Annotated in this window: 16 protein-coding genes; 11 read left to right on the top strand and 5 right to left on the bottom strand. The window is 56.6% G+C overall.

All coding sequences use genetic code 11. The annotated features are described in order from the left end of the window. Positions 1–73: 73 nt before the first annotated feature. From HMPREF2958_RS07765 to HMPREF2958_RS07775, 3 genes are all read right to left on the bottom strand, one after another. Positions 74–1,582: a sugar transferase gene (locus HMPREF2958_RS07765; RefSeq protein WP_037231129.1), complete on the bottom strand. Its 1,509-nt coding sequence runs from the start codon at positions 1,580–1,582 to the stop codon at positions 74–76. Between the two features lie 469 nt (positions 1,583–2,051). Beyond that, positions 2,052–2,837, bottom strand: coding sequence for a phosphatase (locus HMPREF2958_RS07770; RefSeq protein ID WP_070697578.1), 786 nt, complete (start codon positions 2,835–2,837; stop codon positions 2,052–2,054). Positions 2,838–2,929: 92 nt separating this feature from the next. Further along, positions 2,930–4,252, bottom strand: a complete 1,323-nt coding sequence (locus HMPREF2958_RS07775) for a glycosyltransferase (protein ID WP_070697579.1) — start codon at positions 4,250–4,252, stop codon at positions 2,930–2,932. 234 nt (positions 4,253–4,486) lie between these two features. On the opposite strand from HMPREF2958_RS07775, the gene alr reads away from it, so the two are divergent. From alr to tsaD, 5 genes are all read left to right on the top strand, one after another. After that, on the top strand, positions 4,487–5,800 hold the full coding sequence (gene alr, locus HMPREF2958_RS07780; RefSeq protein ID WP_070697580.1) for an alanine racemase: 1,314 nt from the start codon (positions 4,487–4,489) through the stop codon (positions 5,798–5,800). A 64-nt stretch (positions 5,801–5,864) separates the two neighbouring features. Continuing rightward, positions 5,865–6,491 carry a tRNA (adenosine(37)-N6)-threonylcarbamoyltransferase complex ATPase subunit type 1 TsaE gene (gene tsaE, locus HMPREF2958_RS07785; RefSeq protein ID WP_070697581.1) on the top strand — a complete coding sequence of 209 codons (627 nt, stop codon included), beginning with the start codon at positions 5,865–5,867 and terminating at the stop codon, positions 6,489–6,491. A gap of 118 nt (positions 6,492–6,609) precedes the next feature. After that, the gene (gene tsaB, locus HMPREF2958_RS07790) at positions 6,610–7,395 is read left to right on the top strand and encodes a tRNA (adenosine(37)-N6)-threonylcarbamoyltransferase complex dimerization subunit type 1 TsaB (RefSeq protein WP_070697582.1); all 786 of its coding nucleotides are present in this window, start codon (positions 6,610–6,612) and stop codon (positions 7,393–7,395) included. 13 nt (positions 7,396–7,408) lie between these two features. Beyond that, positions 7,409–7,972, top strand: a complete 564-nt coding sequence (rimI, locus tag HMPREF2958_RS07795; RefSeq protein ID WP_048754747.1) for a ribosomal protein S18-alanine N-acetyltransferase — start codon at positions 7,409–7,411, stop codon at positions 7,970–7,972. Positions 7,973–7,978: 6 nt separating this feature from the next. Then, entirely contained in the window at positions 7,979–9,097 is a 1,119-nt protein-coding gene (tsaD, locus tag HMPREF2958_RS07800; protein WP_070697623.1) for a tRNA (adenosine(37)-N6)-threonylcarbamoyltransferase complex transferase subunit TsaD, read from the top strand. Between the two features lie 80 nt (positions 9,098–9,177). Here tsaD and HMPREF2958_RS07805 read toward each other — a convergent pair whose 3' ends face one another. After that, the gene (locus HMPREF2958_RS07805; protein WP_070697583.1) at positions 9,178–10,326 is read right to left on the bottom strand and encodes a glutamate--cysteine ligase; all 1,149 of its coding nucleotides are present in this window, start codon (positions 10,324–10,326) and stop codon (positions 9,178–9,180) included. Between the two features lie 167 nt (positions 10,327–10,493). Continuing rightward, positions 10,494–12,056: a THUMP-like domain-containing protein gene (locus HMPREF2958_RS07810; protein WP_246828082.1), complete on the bottom strand. Its 1,563-nt coding sequence runs from the start codon at positions 12,054–12,056 to the stop codon at positions 10,494–10,496. 130 nt (positions 12,057–12,186) lie between these two features. Between HMPREF2958_RS07810 and groES the strand changes: the two genes are divergently transcribed. The 6 genes from groES (at position 12,187) to HMPREF2958_RS07840 (ending at position 18,778) form a co-directional block, all read left to right on the top strand. Further along, the gene (groES, locus tag HMPREF2958_RS07815) at positions 12,187–12,474 is read left to right on the top strand and encodes a co-chaperone GroES (protein WP_004005229.1); all 288 of its coding nucleotides are present in this window, start codon (positions 12,187–12,189) and stop codon (positions 12,472–12,474) included. Positions 12,475–12,603: 129 nt separating this feature from the next. Next, positions 12,604–14,193, top strand: a complete 1,590-nt coding sequence (gene groL / locus HMPREF2958_RS07820) for a chaperonin GroEL (protein ID WP_013397584.1) — start codon at positions 12,604–12,606, stop codon at positions 14,191–14,193. A gap of 265 nt (positions 14,194–14,458) precedes the next feature. Beyond that, positions 14,459–15,976, top strand: a complete 1,518-nt coding sequence (gene guaB, locus HMPREF2958_RS07825) for an IMP dehydrogenase (protein ID WP_070697584.1) — start codon at positions 14,459–14,461, stop codon at positions 15,974–15,976. A gap of 202 nt (positions 15,977–16,178) precedes the next feature. Then, entirely contained in the window at positions 16,179–17,309 is a 1,131-nt protein-coding gene (locus HMPREF2958_RS07830; protein WP_070534510.1) for a GuaB3 family IMP dehydrogenase-related protein, read from the top strand. A 250-nt stretch (positions 17,310–17,559) separates the two neighbouring features. Next, the gene (locus tag HMPREF2958_RS07835; protein WP_070534511.1) at positions 17,560–17,985 is read left to right on the top strand and encodes a hypothetical protein; all 426 of its coding nucleotides are present in this window, start codon (positions 17,560–17,562) and stop codon (positions 17,983–17,985) included. Positions 17,986–18,130: 145 nt separating this feature from the next. Further along, a complete protein-coding gene (locus HMPREF2958_RS07840; protein WP_246828083.1) occupies positions 18,131–18,778 on the top strand; it encodes an SMI1/KNR4 family protein in 648 nt (215 codons plus the stop codon). Position 18,779: the final 1 nt, after the last annotated feature.

Below are 18,779 nucleotides of genomic sequence, written 5' to 3' on the forward strand. Positions count from 1 at the left end.
TGGGGCGTGACATGATGTCACGCCCCACCGCTGTATTGGACTATACCGACCTTGGCATAGTCGGGCACGAAAATTAGTAGGCGCCTTCCTTGGCGAAGACTGCTCGTACCGTGCGCAGCAGGATAATAAAGTCGGTTGTCATAGACCAGTTTTCGACGTAGTACAGGTCAAGACGTACCGATTCATCCCAGGAGAGATCGCTTCTGCCAGAGACCTGCCAGAGCCCGGTAATCCCGGGTTTGACGAGCAGGCGGCGGTACATAATATCCTCATATAGGTCTACCTCTTCCGCCAGCGGGGGCCGAGGGCCCACCAGGGACATGTCGCCAATAAAAACATTCCAGAGCTGCGGTAGCTCATCAATGGAGAACTTGCGAATAAACCGGCCGATTGGGGTGATGCGTGGGTCATTCACCATCTTGAAGAGAACCCCGTTGCCTTCGTTCTGTTCCATAAGCTGTGCTTTTATCTCTTCGGCGTCGGTGCGCATCGACCGGAATTTGACCATGCGAAAAACATCGCCGTTCATTCCTACGCGCTCTTGGAAGAAGAATGCAGGTCCGCCGTCGCGTCTGATGAGGATACCCACCACCAAGAAAACAGGGGAAAGCACGAGAAGCCCCAGTCCAGAGGCGAGCACATCCAGGGCGCGTTTCGCCAGTGCAGCGATACCCGTAATATGCGGGGTAGAAACGTGCACGAGCGGTAGCCCGTTGAGCGGCTGAATATGCATGCGAGGCCCTGCAATATCGGTGGTTGCGGGAGCCATAATCAGGGCGATATGAGCATCCGCGAGACGCCAGCCGAGCATCCGCATCTGTTCCGGGGTCAGCTGATGCCCGTTCGAGATGGCGACCATCTGAATATTGTTTTCCTGCACGGCCTGCATAATATCGTCAGGGTTCGTGGAGTAACCCAGAATGGGCAGATCGACGTCTGCAATCGTGGTACCGGCGTAGATTCCCGGCAGGTAAAACGCAGCTGGTGAAAGCCCCGATGCGACGGCGCCGGAGAGGCTCTTATACAGATGTTTACCGGTGGGAACGTCGGAAATAATCATGACGCGGGTTAGCGAATACCCTTGCAAACGTTTCTGTACTAGTCTTTGGCGCAGTAGCCAGCGCTCTATCATGATGAGGCCTAAACCCAGCGGGTAGGCGATGAGCAGGTACATGCGGGTCAGGTCGATTTTGAGAAAGAACGCCACTATCACGAGTGTGCAGAAAAAGTAAGTGCTGCCGCGTGTGACCATACGGTATTCGTCGGTTCCCATTCCTAGAACGCGAATATTTCGTGAGCCGTTGACTTGCAGGGTCAGCCACCAGATTATGATCATGCCGATATCGAGGAAGATATAGTCGATAGGTGCGACGGAAGGATCGAGCAGGTTAAGCGGCCAGACATTCACCGGCGGTAAATCCGCGTTTACGAAGCCGAAGCGAATAAAGTGCGCAGCAAAAATAGAGATGGCAATGGCAATCAAGTCGCCCAGGTAAAGAGATTTCAAAACCTGTGGATGCCACTCACGTTTGGCGACATATGTGGTGCCCCAAACTTTTTTGAGTCTTTCTTTTGCTTTCAATGAAGTTATCTTCCCCGGTCGTGGTGAGCGCGCATATCGGCGTATGCGCGGAATGCTCGAGTTTGAGACCCGCAGCCCGGTGGTCAGTCGGAATACAGATGAATGATGTGTGCAGTGTGTGAGCGAGAAGTAGAGAGAACGAGAACCAGATTTGAGGCCCCGAGGTAGTCCGGAAGAGAAACCTGGCCTTTAACTGATTCTCACGATAGTTCTTCAAAACTACTCAGTCCTTATATTTTACGGTTAAACCAGGAGTTCAGTCCTCCTGAATGGTGGTCTAAACTTCAAGGATAAAGAGTGAATTCAATCACCTTAATGTGCTATAAAGGTGCTGAAGGCACGATTATTAAAGGTTATTGTGGATGTTTACTTTTGTAAATAGCTTTAATAAATATCCTAGTCAGAGAGTTTTAATACCCGTAAACTAATAAAATACCTTGAAAGAATAAAAAACTATAGCCTAAAAGTTTTACCGAAATTGTTTCAATGAGGCGCGATTCACCAAAAAATCAATCAGCGGTTCGTAACGATTCGGCGGAACATTATCATCCATCGGAACACACACCGGTAAATCACCCTGCTCTGCGGCAATAAACAATCCCGGGTCGTTACAGTCGGCAATACCGAGCGTCAGCAGCTTCTGCTGCGATGCCGCATACCCCGCCATCCCGTGATCGGAAACCACAAGATCGGGCAGCTCACCGCGCTCACGAAGCTGGGCGAGGGCGATGCGCATCGGCCCCGGGAAATGCGTATGCTGCAGATTCCCGTACTGCTCAAACATCACCACACCCATGATCTGGCGAATATCGCCGTCCAAAAAACGCTCGCCCTGCTCAATGCGCAGCACCGTGGCCCCGGCGCGTTCGGCGATGCGCGCCAGCTCAGCATAAATGGGGAAAAGTCCGGCAGGATGACCGGTGGCGAACAGGATCTTTTGGCGGGCGCGTACCGCATCGCCAAAAATACGGGCATACTCTTCAAGAGCATCAATGCACTGGGCGGAACCAATCGTATCTTGCCCCTGGACATGCGAGCGGTCAGGGTTCAGTCCAACACGGCGTACCATGACCTCAAAAACTTCGTCATAGGTCCAATCCTTCGACCATGTAACTCCGAACTCGAGGTGCTCATTGTGATCGAGAAACCCTTGAATATGCGAAAGGTTATTCTCGCGCGGTGTAGCAACATCGCCCGTGATGCGGGCAGAATCAAGATAAGCGGCAAACTCGTCGCGCGTCATTGCAAAACTCATACGTCAAGTGTAGCCGCTTGAACAACTTTCGAGACCGTGCTGTGGTGCGTTCTACAGGTTTTTGGGGAAGAGCAGAGTAATTCGGCAATAAACTATGCGGAACCCTCGGCCCGCTCTTGTGCTAAATGACGACCGGTTATCGCCTCAGAATAGACGCACAAGGTTTTTCGGGCGGTCGCTTCCCAACTGAAAGAACGTGCACGAGCTGCCGCATTCGCCCCCAGTGTTAAGCGCAGACGCGGGGCACGCACCAGCCGCTCGATCGCAACCGCCCAACGCTGCGGGGTACGCGGCGCCACAAGCAACCCCGTTTTATGGTTCTCGATAGCGAAACGCAACCCATCCGCATCGGTAGCAAGTACCGCAGCCCCCGAAGCCTGCGCCTCCAAAGCCACTAGCCCAAAAGATTCAGACGAGGAAGGAGAAGCCACAATATCGGCGCGGCGAAAAATATCGGCAAGAATATCGGCAGGAACCGGGCTGTGCAGATGCACCCGATCGGCGATGCCTAAATCGCGGGCACGGGCAAGAAGATCTAATTCGTATCTGGAAGAAGACTTGCCGATAATATCCAGTTCAACATGCAGATCCGCGGGAAGAAGCGCAAGGGCCTCTACCAAAATATGAGGTCCCTTTAACGGCTGAGGACGCCCAGCAAAAACCACCCGAGCGTGCGTATCCGAACCCTCATGTTCGGCGTGCACCCCCGGCAGTGGGTGAAAAATACCGGTATCAACCCCCGGCGCAATCACACGCATGCGTGCGGAATCTGCCCCATAGTAGTCCTGCAGCTGCTGCCCTTCAAGAGAAGTATTGACGATCGTCAAAGCGGCATGTTCAAGAACTCGATGCTCACTTTCATAACGTGTGTGTGGTTCTTCGGGCTCGTCGGGGGAGCGGCGCGCATCCTTCGCTGCGGCGGTCGTATGAGGGGTAAATACTACGGGAATAACTGTTCCTTCGGCAGCGTAGGTTTGGGCAGCCCCCAGCGCAGCGACGCCCGAAAGCCAATAGTGTGCGTGAATAACCTGCGGATGCCAGCACGCCAATGAGACGCATTGCGCCGCAAATCCGGCCGTAAACTCGGCGAGCTGATTTTTACGAGCACCTAAAGCCTGCGGAATCAACACCTGGTGTACCCGCACCCGATCACGATATGAGTTGAGAAGAAGCGGAACCTGCACGCCGGGCTTTGCATGCTCACAATCGGGATCGGTAAGAAGCGTGAAAACCTCGACGCGTAGAGTATCGTCTGCCGCCAGCATAGCTGCAATCGAACGCGCAATATAAACGTTCATGCCCCCGGCATCGCCGCGACCGGGCTGCGCAAAAGGATCGGTATGTAGAGAATAGACATGCACAACAGGCTGGGGCAGGGGCAAGCGGGACTGCGAGCTCTCGGGAATCTTCACCATCCTAGTCTAACGCGCGGTTTTATGAGACAGTGCGTTCTGCAAGCCGAGTGCACCTAAGGGTGAACGTGTAAGCTTCGACGGTATCGAAGAGGCGCATTCGCACAGTAAGAACATGAACTGTTGATGAACGCTCCCTAACTCGGGATAAGAAGAGCGAAAATACATGAAAAGACGGGCTAGAATGAGTGTAACTAGACGCTCCCCGCGTTCACCGAGTACCGGAGGTATATAGAAATGACTGTTCCCACACGTCCCCTCTACACCCCGAACCTGCAGCCCGGTGAGGCGGAGCGAACCGCTATCATCGACCTTAATGCTCTTGAGCACAATACGCGCGTGCTCAAAGATATGATCGGCGAACGTAAACTCATTGCCGTGGTGAAGGCGGATGCCTACGGTCACGGCGCCTACCCCGTGGCACGGTCAGTACTCGAAGCCGGTGCCGATATTCTGGGCGTTGTGCATGTGACCGAAGCCCTGGAATTGCGCTCAGAGGGTATTACCGCCCCGATTATAGCTTGGCTGCACACCCCGCAGACGGACTTCGACGAAGCACTCGAAGCAGATATTATCCTGGGTGCCTCCGGCTGGGACTTAGAAGCAATAGCAGAAGCTGCCAATCGCACCAAGAAGCGTGCTCGTGTACATCTGAAAGTAGACACGGGGCTTGGGCGTAACGGCTCCACCTTTGAGGACTGGCCCGCGCTAGTGGCGCGCGCCCTTGAACTTGAAGCCGCAGGGCTGGTGCGCATTGAGGGCATTTTCTCGCATCTGGCGGTTGCCGATGAACCCGAACGCCCCGAGACCGCACGGCAGATCACCCGACTCAACGAATTCGTAACCGTCGCCCGCAGCGCGGGTCTCACCCCCGAGCTTGTTCACCTGGCGAACTCCCCGGGAACGATCACCGGCGCGAGCCCCCTATATAACACGAACGAGGCGGTCCTCGCCGATGCGGTACGCTGCGGAATCGCCCTTTACGGTCTGTCCCCGCTCGCGGGTGTGATCTCCAAAGATCTTAATCTGCGACCCGTTATGACCCTGGGAACCCATGTGTGCAATGTCAAAGAGGTACCCGCCGGGCAGGGGGTCTCATACGGGTTGCGGTACAGCACCGATAAGCCCACCACGCTGGCCCTCATTCCGCTCGGATACGCCGATGGCGTGCCGCGCATCGCTGATGGGGCTCCGGTGCGTATTTACCCGCGAGCTGATGCCGCGAACCCCGTGGAACCGCGCACGTACCGTGCCGTGGGTAGGATTGCTATGGACCAGTTTGTAGTTGATCTGGAAGAGCCCGGACTCGCCGATCCTGCGCGCGGTGTTCTCGGTGGTTCTGCCGTGCTTTTCGGCTCGGGAGATAACCCTCCCGTTGAAGAATGGGCCGCTGCAGCGCAGACCATTAACTACGAGATTGTGACTCGTATTTCCCCGCGCGTGATACGCATCTACCGCGGTGGCGCCTGGGTGGAACGCGAAGTAGATGGTCTGCACGCTCTGGGATCCCTCTTCGGTCTCGACGAGGAACAGACACCGGAAACCGTCTAATCGATATATGAGGTCGAGTCTTCGCATCCCTGTTTAACCCGTACCGTTCCCCGGAAAGAAGCCCATGCACGCACATCCCGTTTTAGAAGTTGATCTTGCCGATCTTGCGCATACACGCGCGGCGGCGCATGCGCTTGCACCGTTGCTCACCGCCGGGGACCTGCTCTTACTTTCGGGAGAGCTTGGTGCCGGGAAGACCACTTTCACTCGTGCCCTAGGCGAGGGGCTTGGAGTACGTGAGGGCGTTATTTCACCAACTTTTGTGCTCTCGCGGGTGCATCCCAACCTGTCGGACGGCACCCGCCCGGGCGGACCCGATCTCGTGCACGTGGACGCATACCGGCTCTCTAGCGCCGAAGAATTAGACGACCTCGATCTAGAATTCTCGCTGGAAAAATCCGTGACCGTCATCGAATGGGGACGCGGTAAAGCCGAGCATCTGAGCGATTCCCGCCTGGAACTAGACTTCACGCGACTCACCGGCGCGGACGCCTCCATCGCCTACGCCGCCGAGAATTACTCGCCCACAGGGGAGGGGGAATTCGACTGGGATGCGCTTGACGATCGTGAGGAGGAGAGCGCTGATGCCTCAGAACCGCGGCTGCTGCGCATTACCGCTTACGGCCCACGATGGGAAGGCGAAGCGTATCGCAGTCTCGAAGCCGCCATGCTCAAACTCGGCGTCGAGTAACCTGTTTAAGAGTTGCCGGGAGCGAACGGAAGCGCACCTCATGAGCCCGCCTTAGGGCATTTATGAAGCGAGAACCCGTCGCAATAGCGGGTACACGGCAGCACGTTAGAATGATAGGGTGCTCATACTTGCTCTAGATTCATCAGCCACCGCATCCGTGGCTTTGGCGCGCCTCGACGGCGAAAATCCCGGTTCGACCGCAACTATTCTCGCTGCCCGCGAAAGCGCCGATACACGTTCACACGCCGAAGTGATGTCGCCCTTCGTATCCCAGGTACTCGACGAAGCACAGGTAAATGGGCGGAACGTGGATGCGATTCTCACCGGAACCGGGCCGGGCCCTTTCACCGGGCTGCGCGCCGGAATCGTCACCGCCCGAACTCTTGGATTTGCCTGGAACAAACCTGTCTATGGACTTATGAGTCTAACAGCCTTGGCAGAACGAGCATTCGTTCAGGATTTCCAGGGCAAAGCCGCGCAGAAGACCGATATTCTGGTAGCCTCCGATGCGCGCCGCCGCGAAATCTACTCCGCGATCTTCACCGTCACCGAGAACGGATACACGATAAAAACCGGTCCGCAGGTGGCACCCGCAAGCGAAAGTACGCCTGCACCCGGCAGCGTTTCTGGACAGAATACCGCAGGTTACCGTGCCTACGGTTACGGTGCCGAGCTTTACCGCGAACAGCTGGAACAATCGGGGGCGCAAATTTCTTCCGAATTATCGCAGCTGCACCCCAACGCAAGCGACCTCGTGCGCGCCGCCGCGCGCTTGGGCGTAAAAAATCTTAGCACCGACACCCGCGCCCTCTACCTGCGTGACTCGGACGCGAAGGTTCCAGCCGCTATGCTTGCGCGGCAGAGCCAGAGCGCTCCGAGCGATCCCGCATCGTCTAAGGGATAGGGGGGGCGTAAATATGCACTCGAAACTTCAGCATCCAGAACTTCCCGGTGCGCTCGCCCACGGCGCTCGCCTGCGCCGTGCCGATATCAACGATGTACCGCATCTGTTCACTCTCGAACAAGAGCTTTTCCCCCTCGACGCCTGGAACCTTGACATGTTCCTCGCCGAAATAACCCACCCCACCCGTACCTATTACATACTTGAGCGGGCGCATTCCGGTGAAAATTCCTGGGAAAACCTCGATGAAAAGAACGCCCCGAATATTATCGGATACTGCGGGGTTATGACGGTAGCAGACACCGCCGACGTGCAGACCATCGCCGTGCTGCCCGAGCACGAAGGCAATGGATACGGAAGAGCCATGCTCGCCACAATGCACCGCCGGGCACAGGATTTAGGGGCGCAGCGCATCCTTTTGGAGGTGCGGGCCGATAATCCCCGAGCCCAGAACCTCTACCTGCGCACCGGATACACGCATATTCACACACGGCCTGGCTATTATGACGACGGCACGGATGCGCTGATCATGCTCAAGGACTTCGCCGCCGATGCCTCCACAACAACGGAAACTACCTGAGAAATGATGACTGAACAAACACTTTCTGCCGCGGCTGAACCGCTTGTATTAGGTATCGAATCATCCTGCGATGAGACCGGGATCGGCATTGTACGCGGCACCCGTCTGCTCACCAACACGGTTTCATCCTCTATGGAAGAGCACGTGCGGTTCGGTGGGGTGATCCCCGAAATTGCTTCGCGGGCGCATCTTGATGCCATGATTCCGGCTCTCGAAGCCGCACTCGCTGATGCTCACGTGACCCTCGACGATATAGATGCGATTGCCGTCACCGCCGGCCCTGGGCTCGCCGGTGCACTCATGGTCGGTGTTTCTGCCGCGAAGGCGCTGGCTATCGCTACCGGAAAGCCGCTCTACGGCATTAACCACCTGGTGGCGCATGTGGGCGTGGGGCTACTCGACGATAACGGTACCGAGGATGGGGCGCAGCTGCTTGAGCACGCGCGAGATGGCGGGCTTGGGGCACTGCTGGTTTCTGGCGGACACACCGAAATTCTGCAGGTGCGCGATATTACTCAGGATGTGCGTCTGCTCGGAGCCACCCTTGATGATGCTGCCGGTGAGGCCTACGATAAAGTTGCCCGCTTACTGGGGCTCGATTACCCGGGAGGCCATGCTATTGACCGCGCCGCGCATGCGGGGAATGCTAAGGCGTTTGTTTTCCCGCGCGGGTTGTCAAACCGTAAGTTCATGGGTACCGCCGAAGCTCCGGGGGCACACCGGTATAATTTCTCGTTTTCAGGGCTCAAGACCGCCGTAGCGCGTGTGATTGAAGGCTTTGAGGCACGCGGTGAAGAGGTTCCGGTCGCCGATATTGCGGCATCTTTCCAGGAAGCGGTTGTCGATGTTATAACGAAGAAAGCCGTGCTGGCCTGCCGGGAACAGGGACTGCACACCCTCTTACTCGGCGGCGGCGTTGCGGCAAATTCGCGGCTGCGTGAGCTGCTTTCGGCACGATGCACTTCAGCTGGGGTGCGCCTCATTATCCCGAAATTTACGCTGTGTACCGATAATGGTGCAATGGTGGCGGCGCTTGGGGCACGCCTTGTCGAGGCCGGGTATGAACCTTCGGGAATCGATTTTACGACCGATTCTTCGCTGCCGGTCACGACGGTGTGTTTCTAGAGCATTTGCTTAGACTAGAAGGATCCGTCAGCCTGCCTCCTGAGAAAATTCGGGAGAGCGGGCTGGAACTTTATCGGCCCCTAGCGGATGGGACGCGCCCGTGACTGGAGCGCGACATCTCGAATAACCTCGTGGAAAGAGCCAGTTTTCTCGTAGATAGCGCGCTGCCGGTCGGCGCCAGTGCCCTCCGCCAGCATATTCCTTACATGCTGCAGCTCCGGCAAACAATCCAAATCCCGGGCAACATCCTCTAGCTGAGTAACAAGAAGCTCAATATCCTCGCGCAGCGGGCGCACCTGCGGCTCGTTAGACACAATAATCTCGGTGTCTAAACCATAGCGGGCGGCACGCCATTTATTCTCCTGCGCATGCCAGGGGTTTAACACCTCAATTTTCTCGCCGGTCTCAATTTTGCGCGAGAAAAACTCCACTAAACACTGGGTGAGCGCCGTAACCGCCGCAACATCCCGAATCGACGGAAGGCCGTCGCAGTACCGCATCTCTAAAGTGCCGTAGCGGGGGACCGGGCGCACATCCCAACGGTCCTCGCTGACCTCTAAAATAGCGCCCGTCTTCACCAAAGCATGCAAATAGTCACTGTACTCCTGCCAGTTTTCAAAATGAAAAGGCAGACCATTTGAAGGCAGCTGCTGATACAGCATCGTGCGGTGCGAACCATAACCGGTATCCACGCTGTCCCAGTAGGGCGAAGACACCGAAAGCCCCAGCAGATGCGCGCAATAGTTGGTGAGCGCATCCACAAGCGGTAATGCCTTATCGCGTGAATCGACGCCCACATGCACATGCACGCCAAAAATAACCATGTGCCTGCCCCAGTACTGGCCGCGACCCACCACACGCTGGTACCGCTTCTTTGCGGAAACCTGCTGTTCCTGCCAATGCGCCGTGGGGTGCGTGCCCGCCGCATAGAAATCAAGCCCCAGCTCATCAGTAACCTCACGGATCTTATCGGTCACCGAGATCAACTGCTGGCATGCCTGCGGAACCGTAGTACACACGCCGGTAATAATCTCAAGCGTATTTTCCAAAAATTCGCCCGTCACATGAGCATGATCCAGGGAAGGTTCCAAAAGTTCAGGATAACGTTCGCCCACACGGGTAAGTACCTCTTGAGCGCGCGCTACCAGCTCTCCGGTATGCTGGTCAATCAGCGCGATCTCCCACTCTACGCCTAGAGTGGATTGCGCCGAGGAAGCGAACGGAATCAAAACTCTCTCCTTCTTGGGGTGACTGCATTTATTTTACGGTGTTGGTGACCACAACAACGCTTTTTCGAGTGCGTATGAACTAAATACGACACGAACATGAAGTATCTGACATAAAACGTCACACACCGTCATCGCAATTTTGCAGATGCGTCACCCTCATAAACCCGCTAGACCGCAGAATTCTTAGTATCCGAGCTGGAGACGTGCGCTGCATCAGAAAAGTCTACAGGCCGCACATGCCACCCGATGCGCCGTGCCTGCTGCCCAGACCCCACTCGCGTAAACACTAAAGTCGCCGGGTTATAGCCCTGATTCTTCGCGGCCTTCTTACCTGATTTCTTGCCCGCACCGCCTGCCAGCAGGGTCGCACGCAATTTCTCGGGCACCAGATCAACGCCGCGTTTCTTGATCGTCAAAGCCGTAAAACCGCGCTCGCGCACCCACTTTTTGAGCTGTTTCTCATGCACCGGGATTTCCTCAAGAACCTCATAACACTGTGCCAGCGGACTCTGAACAGCTTCTACCGCCGTGAGGTACGCCAGGTGCGGATCAATCAGGTTCGCCCCAAGCTCTTGGGCTAACTCCTGCACCAGATGCGCCCGCACTACCGCGCCGGAAGGCTCATAGAGGTACTCACCGGGGGAGGGGAACCGGGTTTGCTTTTCATCAACAGGGGTTACTTGCTCCGCAGAATAGGGACTACTCAGCGTGGTTTTGTGAATGCGCAGGCCCTTGTCTTCAGCCTGTCCCGTCGCCTCCTGCCGCAGCACCGTGACCGTGCGTGCAACACCCTCCTGAGCCAAAGCGTTAAACCAAAGCACCAACTCCACGAGAGAGTCCTCATGCTCAACCCACTGCGCCGTGACACGCGGATGCGGGTTCGCCTCACTACGAATATCCTCAGGGCGCGCAATAGCCTCATGCGGCATCCCCGGACCAAGTTTGACACCCATTGGCATACCGGTTTTGGCCAGATCCACCACGAACGAAAGCGGTGGAGAATAGGCTTCGGGATCAAAAATACGTTCTGTACGGGATTTTATAACTCCGGTCAGATCACGTCTGGCCGGATCAAGCCATATGCCTTGTACCGCCTCGCCGGTGCCATCACGAAAACTCTCCGGATCAAAATTCGTCACATCACCGACCACAACCCGCGAACCCGAAAAATCCGCCAGATTTGCGGCAGCAAAAGATGCCGTCAACGGGTCAAGCTCCACAGAAACAGTCGCTAAGGATGCGCGCGCGAACTCCAACGAATCCGCGCCAATACCGCATCCCAGATCGGCAACCGAGCGAACCCCGGCACGGGCAAACACGGCCGCGTGCTCGGCAGCAACAACCGGTCGAGTCGCCTGCTGCGCGCCGTGCTCGGTCAAAAACATAGTGCGCGCCCTATCGCCGAACTTTGACAGCGCCCGAGTGCGCGCCTTAACAAGGCCGAGAATATTGGCGGTTTCATCGGGCGTGAACCCCTGCGCCCGCAGCCGCGTAACCTGTTCGAGCGAGTGCTCTTGACTATAGGGGAAAAGCGCATCCGCGGCATCTAACGCCTGCCGGGTAAAAGGCAGCTCGGGCGGCAATGCAAACGGCGGCGGGGGCACAAAATCAACCATAGGCTTAAGTGTAGTGGCATGAGCATATGCAGAAGGTTTGGAGGCTGCAGCAGGTTCACGGGGCGCTCGCGTATTATCCTGTGCGCGAAACGCCGCCCTCGAAACGGCGCGCATTCTTGACCGGGTGCCGCCGGGATTCTAAAGTTGAATTTAGCACTCGAAGCGGTGCAGTGCTAAACGCCCAGGCACTAGGGCTAAACCGCTTCACAAATTCTTAAAAAGCTGACTAACAAGGAGCATACCTATGGCTATTAAGCCCCTCGAAGACCGAGTAGTTGTCAAACTAGAGCAGGCTGAGCAGACCACCGCATCCGGTCTGGTTATTCCCGAAACTGCAAAGGAGAAGCCGCAGGAGGCTCGCGTAGTAGCCGTGGGTCCCGGTCGTGTGGACGATAAGGGCAACCGCGTTCCCGTCGATATCGCCGAAGGTGACGTAGTCGTGTTCTCCCGCTATGGCGGTACCGAGGTCAAGTACCAGGGCGAGGAATACCTGATTCTCTCCGCTCGTGACGTTCTGGCGATCGTCGACTAACTTCGCATATATGCAGGATGCGCCGCCGGTTTCTCGCGCGGCGCATCCGCTATACCTGACCTGGATTTGGCGCATGTGCGCCTTCTACGATATCGAACGCTCACAACCCTCAAGGAGTAGCGAATATTCATGGCTAAACAGCTTGAATTCAACGATGCCGCCCGTAAGTCCCTGCAGGCCGGCGTCGATAAACTCGCCGATGCGGTCAAGGTTACCCTCGGCCCACGCGGGCGCAATGTTGTGCTCGATAAACAGTGGGGTGCACCGGTTATCACGAATGATGGTGTCTCGATCGCCCGCGAAGTTGAGCTTGAAGACCCCTATGAAAACTTGGGCGCGCAGCTCGCTAAAGAGGTAGCCACCAAGACTAACGACGTTGCCGGTGACGGTACGACTACCGCAACCGTGCTGGCGCAGGCACTCGTGAATGAGGGGCTGCGCAACGTAACAAGCGGTGCGGCACCTGCGGAGGTGAAACGTGGCATTGAGGCCGCCGTTGAGAAGGTCTCCGAGCGTCTGCTTCAGGACGCCCGCGAGGTACAGGGTCCGGAAGTTGCGCATGTTGCCGCTATTTCGGCTCAGTCCGACCAGATCGGCGAGCTTTTGGCATCTGCTTTTGAGAAGGTCGGTCAGGACGGCGTCATTACTATCGAGGACGGCTCCTCCACTGAGATTGAGCTTGACATTACCGAGGGTATGCAGTTCGACAAGGGCTACCTTTCGCCTTCGTTCGTGACCGATGCCGAGCGTGGCGAAGCGGTTCTTGAAGATAGCCTCATTCTGCTCTACCAGGGTAAGATCTCCACTGTTGCCGAGATTATGCCTCTGCTGGAGAAGGTCGTACAGGCGAAGAAACCGCTGACTATTATCGCCGAAGACGTTGATGGTGAAGCACTGTCCACCCTCGTGGTAAATAAGCTCCGCGGAACTCTCGACGTTGTGGCGCTTAAGGCTCCCGGGTTCGGCGATCGCCGCAAGGCTATTATGCAGGATCTCGCCATTCTGACCGGCAGCATCGTGATTACCCCCGAACTGGGTATCGACCTGGCCCAGGCAACTCTCGAAGAAACCGGTTCGGCGCGCCGCGTGACCGTCACCAAGAACACCACCACGATTGTGGACGGCGGTGGCAGCAAGGAAGCGGTTGAAGACCGTGTGCAGCAGCTGCGCCGAGAGATCGAGGCCGTCGATTCCGAGTGGGATCGCGAAAAGCTCAAGGAACGCCTGGCGAAGCTCGCCGGTGGCGTGGGCGTGATCAAGGTGGGTGCGGCAACCGAGGTTGAGGCTAAGGAACGTAAGCACCGCATCGAAGACGCTGTGTCTTCTACCCGCGCGGCTCTTGAAGAAGGCATCGTATCCGGTGGCGGTTCGGCACTGATCCACGCCAGCAAGGCGCTCGACGGTTTTGAACTCGATAGCCACGACGCAAACGTAGGTGTGCAGATTGTACGCCGCGCCCTGGTACAGCCGCTGCGCTGGATTGCCGAAAACGCTGGCGACGACGGCTATGTGGTGGCGGCAAAGGTTGCCGAACAGCCTGTTGGTCACGGTTACAACGCCAAAACCGGTGAGTATGTTGATCTGTTTGAGGCGGGCGTAATTGACCCCGTGAAGGTCACCCGCTCTGCGCTGCAGAATGCATCATCTATCGCGGCTTTGGTGCTCACGACCGAGACTCTGGTGGTCACCAAGCCCGAAGAAGAGGACGAAGACGAATAATTGATGGGTTGCCCGGTTCGAGGAGAGAAAATCTCGTTGAACCGGGCAACAACTATCTATAGGTGCTTGACGCAGACTGGCCTGAAATAACCGCAAGCGCAGCCTTGAACCGGATACTGCTTACAGGAAAGGCGCGCATCCAAACCACTCCGTGTACCCCGAAGCAGACGTAAGCGTTTACCATAGAGATACGACGTTTTACACCCGGTGGCACCACTCGCTACACAACATCTATACATCCGGTACAGCATTTGAAAGGCTAAACATGACTGTCCCCACCGCCCTGACCGACGATCCCTTCGGTTTCACCGGTCTGACCTATGATGACGTGTTGCTTCTACCCGGCAACACCGATGTTATTCCCTCCGATGCCGATACCAGCACTCGACTTTCCAAGCGTATTACCCTGGGCACCCCCATTATCTCCGCGGCGATGGATACCGTCACCGACTCTCAAATGGCGATCGCAATGGCGCGTCTAGGCGGTATGGGTGTGATTCACCGCAACCTTTCGATCGAGGACCAGGCGGCGCATGTTGATCGCGTGAAACGCTCCGAATCGGGTATGATTATCAATCCCGTCACTATCGGGGCTGGTGCGACTATCAGCGAATATGATAATCTGTGCGGCTACTACAAGGTTTCGGGTCTGCCGGTGGTCACCGAAGACGGCAAACTTGAAGGTATTATTACCAACCGCGATATTCGCTACCTCTCGCGCTCGGACTACGAAAGCACTCTCGTGCGCGATGTTATGACCCCGATGCCGCTCATTACCGGTTCGCCGAACCTCTCAAAGGATGAAGCCTTCGCCCTGCTCTCGAAGAACAAAATCGAGCGTTTGCCCCTTATTGACGAGGCCGGTAAACTTGCCGGGCTGATTACCCTCAAAGACTTTGTGAAGACCGAACAGTACCCGCGCGCTACCAAGGATGACGATGGTCGCCTGCGCGTTGGTGCTGCTATTGGCTTCTTCGGTGACGGCTACGAACGTGCAATGGCTCTGGTCGAGGCCGGGGTGGATGCGCTCTTCGTCGATACCGCCAACGGACATTCCCAAGGCGTGCTCGATATGATTTCCCGCCTGAAGAAAGATCCCGCAGCCGCACATGTCGATGTGATCGGCGGTCAGGCGGCAACCCGTGAAGGTGCTCAGGCCATTATTGATGCGGGCGCAGATGCCGTGAAAGTCGGCGTGGGTCCCGGATCAATTTGCACCACTCGTATTATCGCGGGTGTGGGCGTACCCCAGGTAACCGCAATTAACGAATCCGCGAAGGCAGCTATTCCCGCCGGTGTTCCGCTTATCGCCGACGGCGGCATGCAGCACTCCGGTGAGATCGGTAAGGCCCTGGTTGCTGGCGCCGATTCCGTGATGCTTGGCTCGCTTCTGGCGGGAACCGCCGAGGCCCCCGGCGATCTGATTTTCATGAACGGTAAGCAGTTCAAAGCCTACCGCGGCATGGGTTCGTTGGGCGCTATGCAGACCCGCGGTCGTCACAAGTCCTACTCGAAAGACCGTTATTTCCAGGCAGACGTTTCCAGCGAAGAGAAGCTGATTCCCGAGGGAATTGAGGGGCAGGTTCCGTTCCGCGGACCGCTTTCTGCCGTGCTGCATCAGCTTGAGGGTGGTCTGCGCCAGACCATGTTCTACGTGGGTTCACGCACCATTGAGGAGCTTAAGACCAAGGGTAAGTTTGTGCGCATCACTCCGGCGGGCTTGAAAGAATCTCACCCGCACGATATTACGATGACTGTCGAGGCACCTAACTACCGCCGTTAACCATTGCTGACCGGCTCAATGGTGTGTATGGCTCGAACATTAGGGAATCTATTCCGTCGTGCATTTTGTGATATTTCTGAATAATCTGCGGCGGAACGGGTTATACGCCGAGTAGAGTAGATACTGCATCAGGCGCGTAGTCTTGCGGGGCAGCCGTGCGCCAGGAAACACCGGTCAGAGACCTTCCGAAAGGGAAACACACATGTCCGATATCCAGATTGGGCTCTCTAAGAGCGCCCGCCGCACCTATGCGCTTGACGATGTGGCGCTGGCACCGACGCGCCGCACCCGTGACCGTCGCGATGTCGATACGTCATGGCAGATTGACGCCTTCAAATTTGACACCCCAATTGTGGGCGCACCGATGGACTCTGTGATGTCTCCAGCGACCGCGATTGCGCTTGGAAAGCTCGGTGGTTTAGGCGTGCTCAACCTAGAGGGTCTGTGGACTCGCTATGAGGACCCGCAGCCGCTTCTTGACGAAATTACTGAGCTTCCCGAAGCTGATCCTGCCTCTGCTACTACGCGCATGCAGCAGATTTACGCTGAGCCGATTAAGCCCGAGCTGATTACCGCGCGCCTGGAAGAAATTCGTGATTCGGGTGTTATTGTGGCGGGCTCGCTTACCCCGCAGAACACCCAAGAACATTACGAGACCGTGGTGCAGGCCGGGGCCGATCTTTTCGTGATTCGCGGCGCGTCGGTCTCTGCGGAGCATATCTCAACTTCGCATGAACCGCTGAACCTCAAGAAATTCATTTACGAGCTGGATGTACCTGTTATGGTCGGCGGCGTGGCAGGGTATACCCAGGCGAAGCACTTGATGCGCACCGGTGCCGCCGGTGTTCTGGTGGGCTTCGGCGGCGGTTCCGCGATGACCACCCGTAAGGGGCTGGGCATTTCTGCGCCGATGGCAACCGCTATTGCCGATGTTGCTGCGGCTCGTTCGGACTACCTGGACGAATCCGGTGGACGGTATGTTCATGTGATTGCCGACGGCGGACTTAGCCGCTCCGGTGACCTGGTGAAGGCACTGGCTCTGGGTGCGGATGCGGTGATGATCGGTGCGCCCCTAGCGCGTGCATCCGAGGCGCCGGGTCAGGGCTGGTACTGGGGTAATGAAGCGCATTCGGTGGATTTCCCGCGCGGCGTGCGTACCCCGCTGGGCGTTGTTGGAACCCTCGAAGAAGTGCTGTATGGACCTTCGCACCATGTGGACGGCACACGCAATATTGTGGGTGCACTCAAGCGTGCTATGGCTACCTGCGGTTACCTGGACTTGAAGAAGTTCCAGAAGGCAGAGATGACGCTCGTGCCTGAATATCGGGGATAATCTCGCTCAGTCTCGCGTTCCGTTGAGCGCACAGGAACCGAACGAACATTCTCTTTGCTAAAACGTATTGCGCCCTCACCGGTGAAAATATCCGGTGGGGGCGCATTGTGCTATTCCGAGTCAGGCGCGGAAGCTGGGTACATGACCATACGCGGGGCACAAGCGAGCAGAATCCCGTAGCATGAATAGGGCAGGCGGGTAGCGTGCAGTGGTTTACGGTATTTCGCAGGTAAGGCGAGAGGAAAAAATTGTGGGCGTTAATTACCTATATCCCGTTCTCAGTTCAGAGGATACCCTCATTGATGTCGAAGCTTTCTTACGCGAAGGGCAGCGAAAATGGCCCGGGTGTAAGACGGCGCAGTGGAGCGTTGAGGAAGACCGCTTGACGGATGCTCGCCTTATTACTATCCCTGATGGGGCATCGACGATTATCAGTCATTTCACTGATGGTCGGCTCATATCTGTTGATGGGGCAGATTTTGAGGAGGCCGTAGAGATTGCCGCATGGGTGCGGTCTTTGAACCCAGACCCTGACGTGGTGCTATGGTTTACATCCAGTGCTTTCGATGGTCACACAGTCTTGACTCCGGGAATTACACCCCAGCAGGTGCTTGAGCAATGGGTAGATCACCGTGAACACGACCCTTATGTGGAGTACCCTCAGTACTTCTCGTGAATGATGTAGTCATAGTGAAAGGGGGCGAGGCTGATATGGGCGCGGTAAACCATGGGAGTATGGCGATACCGGCAAGCTAGTAGTGATTGGTTGCTGCGGCAGCAGAGCTGGTTCTTAGAGCCGGATAGGAGATAGGAAGAGGCTAATGCACATGACAGATGAGGCTATGGGTGTACCCAGCGGGACAAATCGGGCTATGTCGGAATGGACGTGGCAGGACTACCTGAACTGGGGGCAGGAGATTAACCAAGAGCGAATGGAGGCCGACTGGAAGGGCCTGTGGGACTACGCGCCACCCAATGCAGGAGCCTCTGAAGAAACACTGGCACGTACTGAGGCTCAGCTGGGTTTTCGTTTGCCAAAGTCCTATCGTGATTTTCTCAAGGTAGCCGACGGCTGGCCCTGTTTCTACCAGGACATGACGATCTTCTCCACTAGTGACCTTCTTGGCGGCGAACTGCGTAGGCTGGGCGGGGTTCAGCTGGAGCTGGAGGAGTGCATTGAGGCTATGGCTTCAGACGGTGTTATCGCTGCTGACCATTTCATGGTTGCCGCCGCAAAGGGGTCGATTGACATCGTTCTGATGGGGCGGCCCGGTACCCCGGCGGAGGGGACTGCCTCGTGGGTGCGTGGTGAAGTACTAGGACGCTACGACGATCTTCTGGACTATTACCTGTCTATGATGGAGTACAACAAGCTCGAAACCGCCGATCTCAGAAAGGACTTCGGCCCCAAGCCCGACGGCGTCCCTCACGCTGTCCTCGATACCCGCCTCAATGAAGGGGAAGACTGAC

It is taken from the genome of Rothia sp. HMSC036D11, assembly GCF_001814205.1.
GTDB lineage: Bacteria > Actinomycetota > Actinomycetes > Actinomycetales > Micrococcaceae > Rothia > Rothia dentocariosa.

Excerpts from the sequence above, each read along its gene's own strand:
- HMPREF2958_RS07770 (WP_070697578.1), bottom strand. The coding sequence starts at position 2,837 with ATGAGTTTTGCAATGACGCGCGACGAGTTTGCCGCTTATCTTGATTCT.
- HMPREF2958_RS07775 (WP_070697579.1), bottom strand. The coding sequence starts at position 4,252 with ATGGTGAAGATTCCCGAGAGCTCGCAGTCCCGCTTGCCCCTGCCCCAG.
- alr (WP_070697580.1), top strand. The coding sequence starts at position 4,487 with ATGACTGTTCCCACACGTCCCCTCTACACCCCGAACCTGCAGCCCGGT.
- tsaE (WP_070697581.1), top strand. The coding sequence starts at position 5,865 with ATGCACGCACATCCCGTTTTAGAAGTTGATCTTGCCGATCTTGCGCAT.
- rimI (WP_048754747.1), top strand. The coding sequence starts at position 7,409 with ATGCACTCGAAACTTCAGCATCCAGAACTTCCCGGTGCGCTCGCCCAC.
- tsaD (WP_070697623.1), top strand. The coding sequence starts at position 7,979 with ATGACTGAACAAACACTTTCTGCCGCGGCTGAACCGCTTGTATTAGGT.
- HMPREF2958_RS07810 (WP_246828082.1), bottom strand. The coding sequence starts at position 12,056 with ATGCGCGCCGTTTCGAGGGCGGCGTTTCGCGCACAGGATAATACGCGA.
- groES (WP_004005229.1), top strand. The coding sequence starts at position 12,187 with ATGGCTATTAAGCCCCTCGAAGACCGAGTAGTTGTCAAACTAGAGCAG.
- groL (WP_013397584.1), top strand. The coding sequence starts at position 12,604 with ATGGCTAAACAGCTTGAATTCAACGATGCCGCCCGTAAGTCCCTGCAG.
- guaB (WP_070697584.1), top strand. The coding sequence starts at position 14,459 with ATGACTGTCCCCACCGCCCTGACCGACGATCCCTTCGGTTTCACCGGT.
- HMPREF2958_RS07830 (WP_070534510.1), top strand. The coding sequence starts at position 16,179 with ATGTCCGATATCCAGATTGGGCTCTCTAAGAGCGCCCGCCGCACCTAT.
- HMPREF2958_RS07840 (WP_246828083.1), top strand. The coding sequence starts at position 18,131 with ATGCACATGACAGATGAGGCTATGGGTGTACCCAGCGGGACAAATCGG.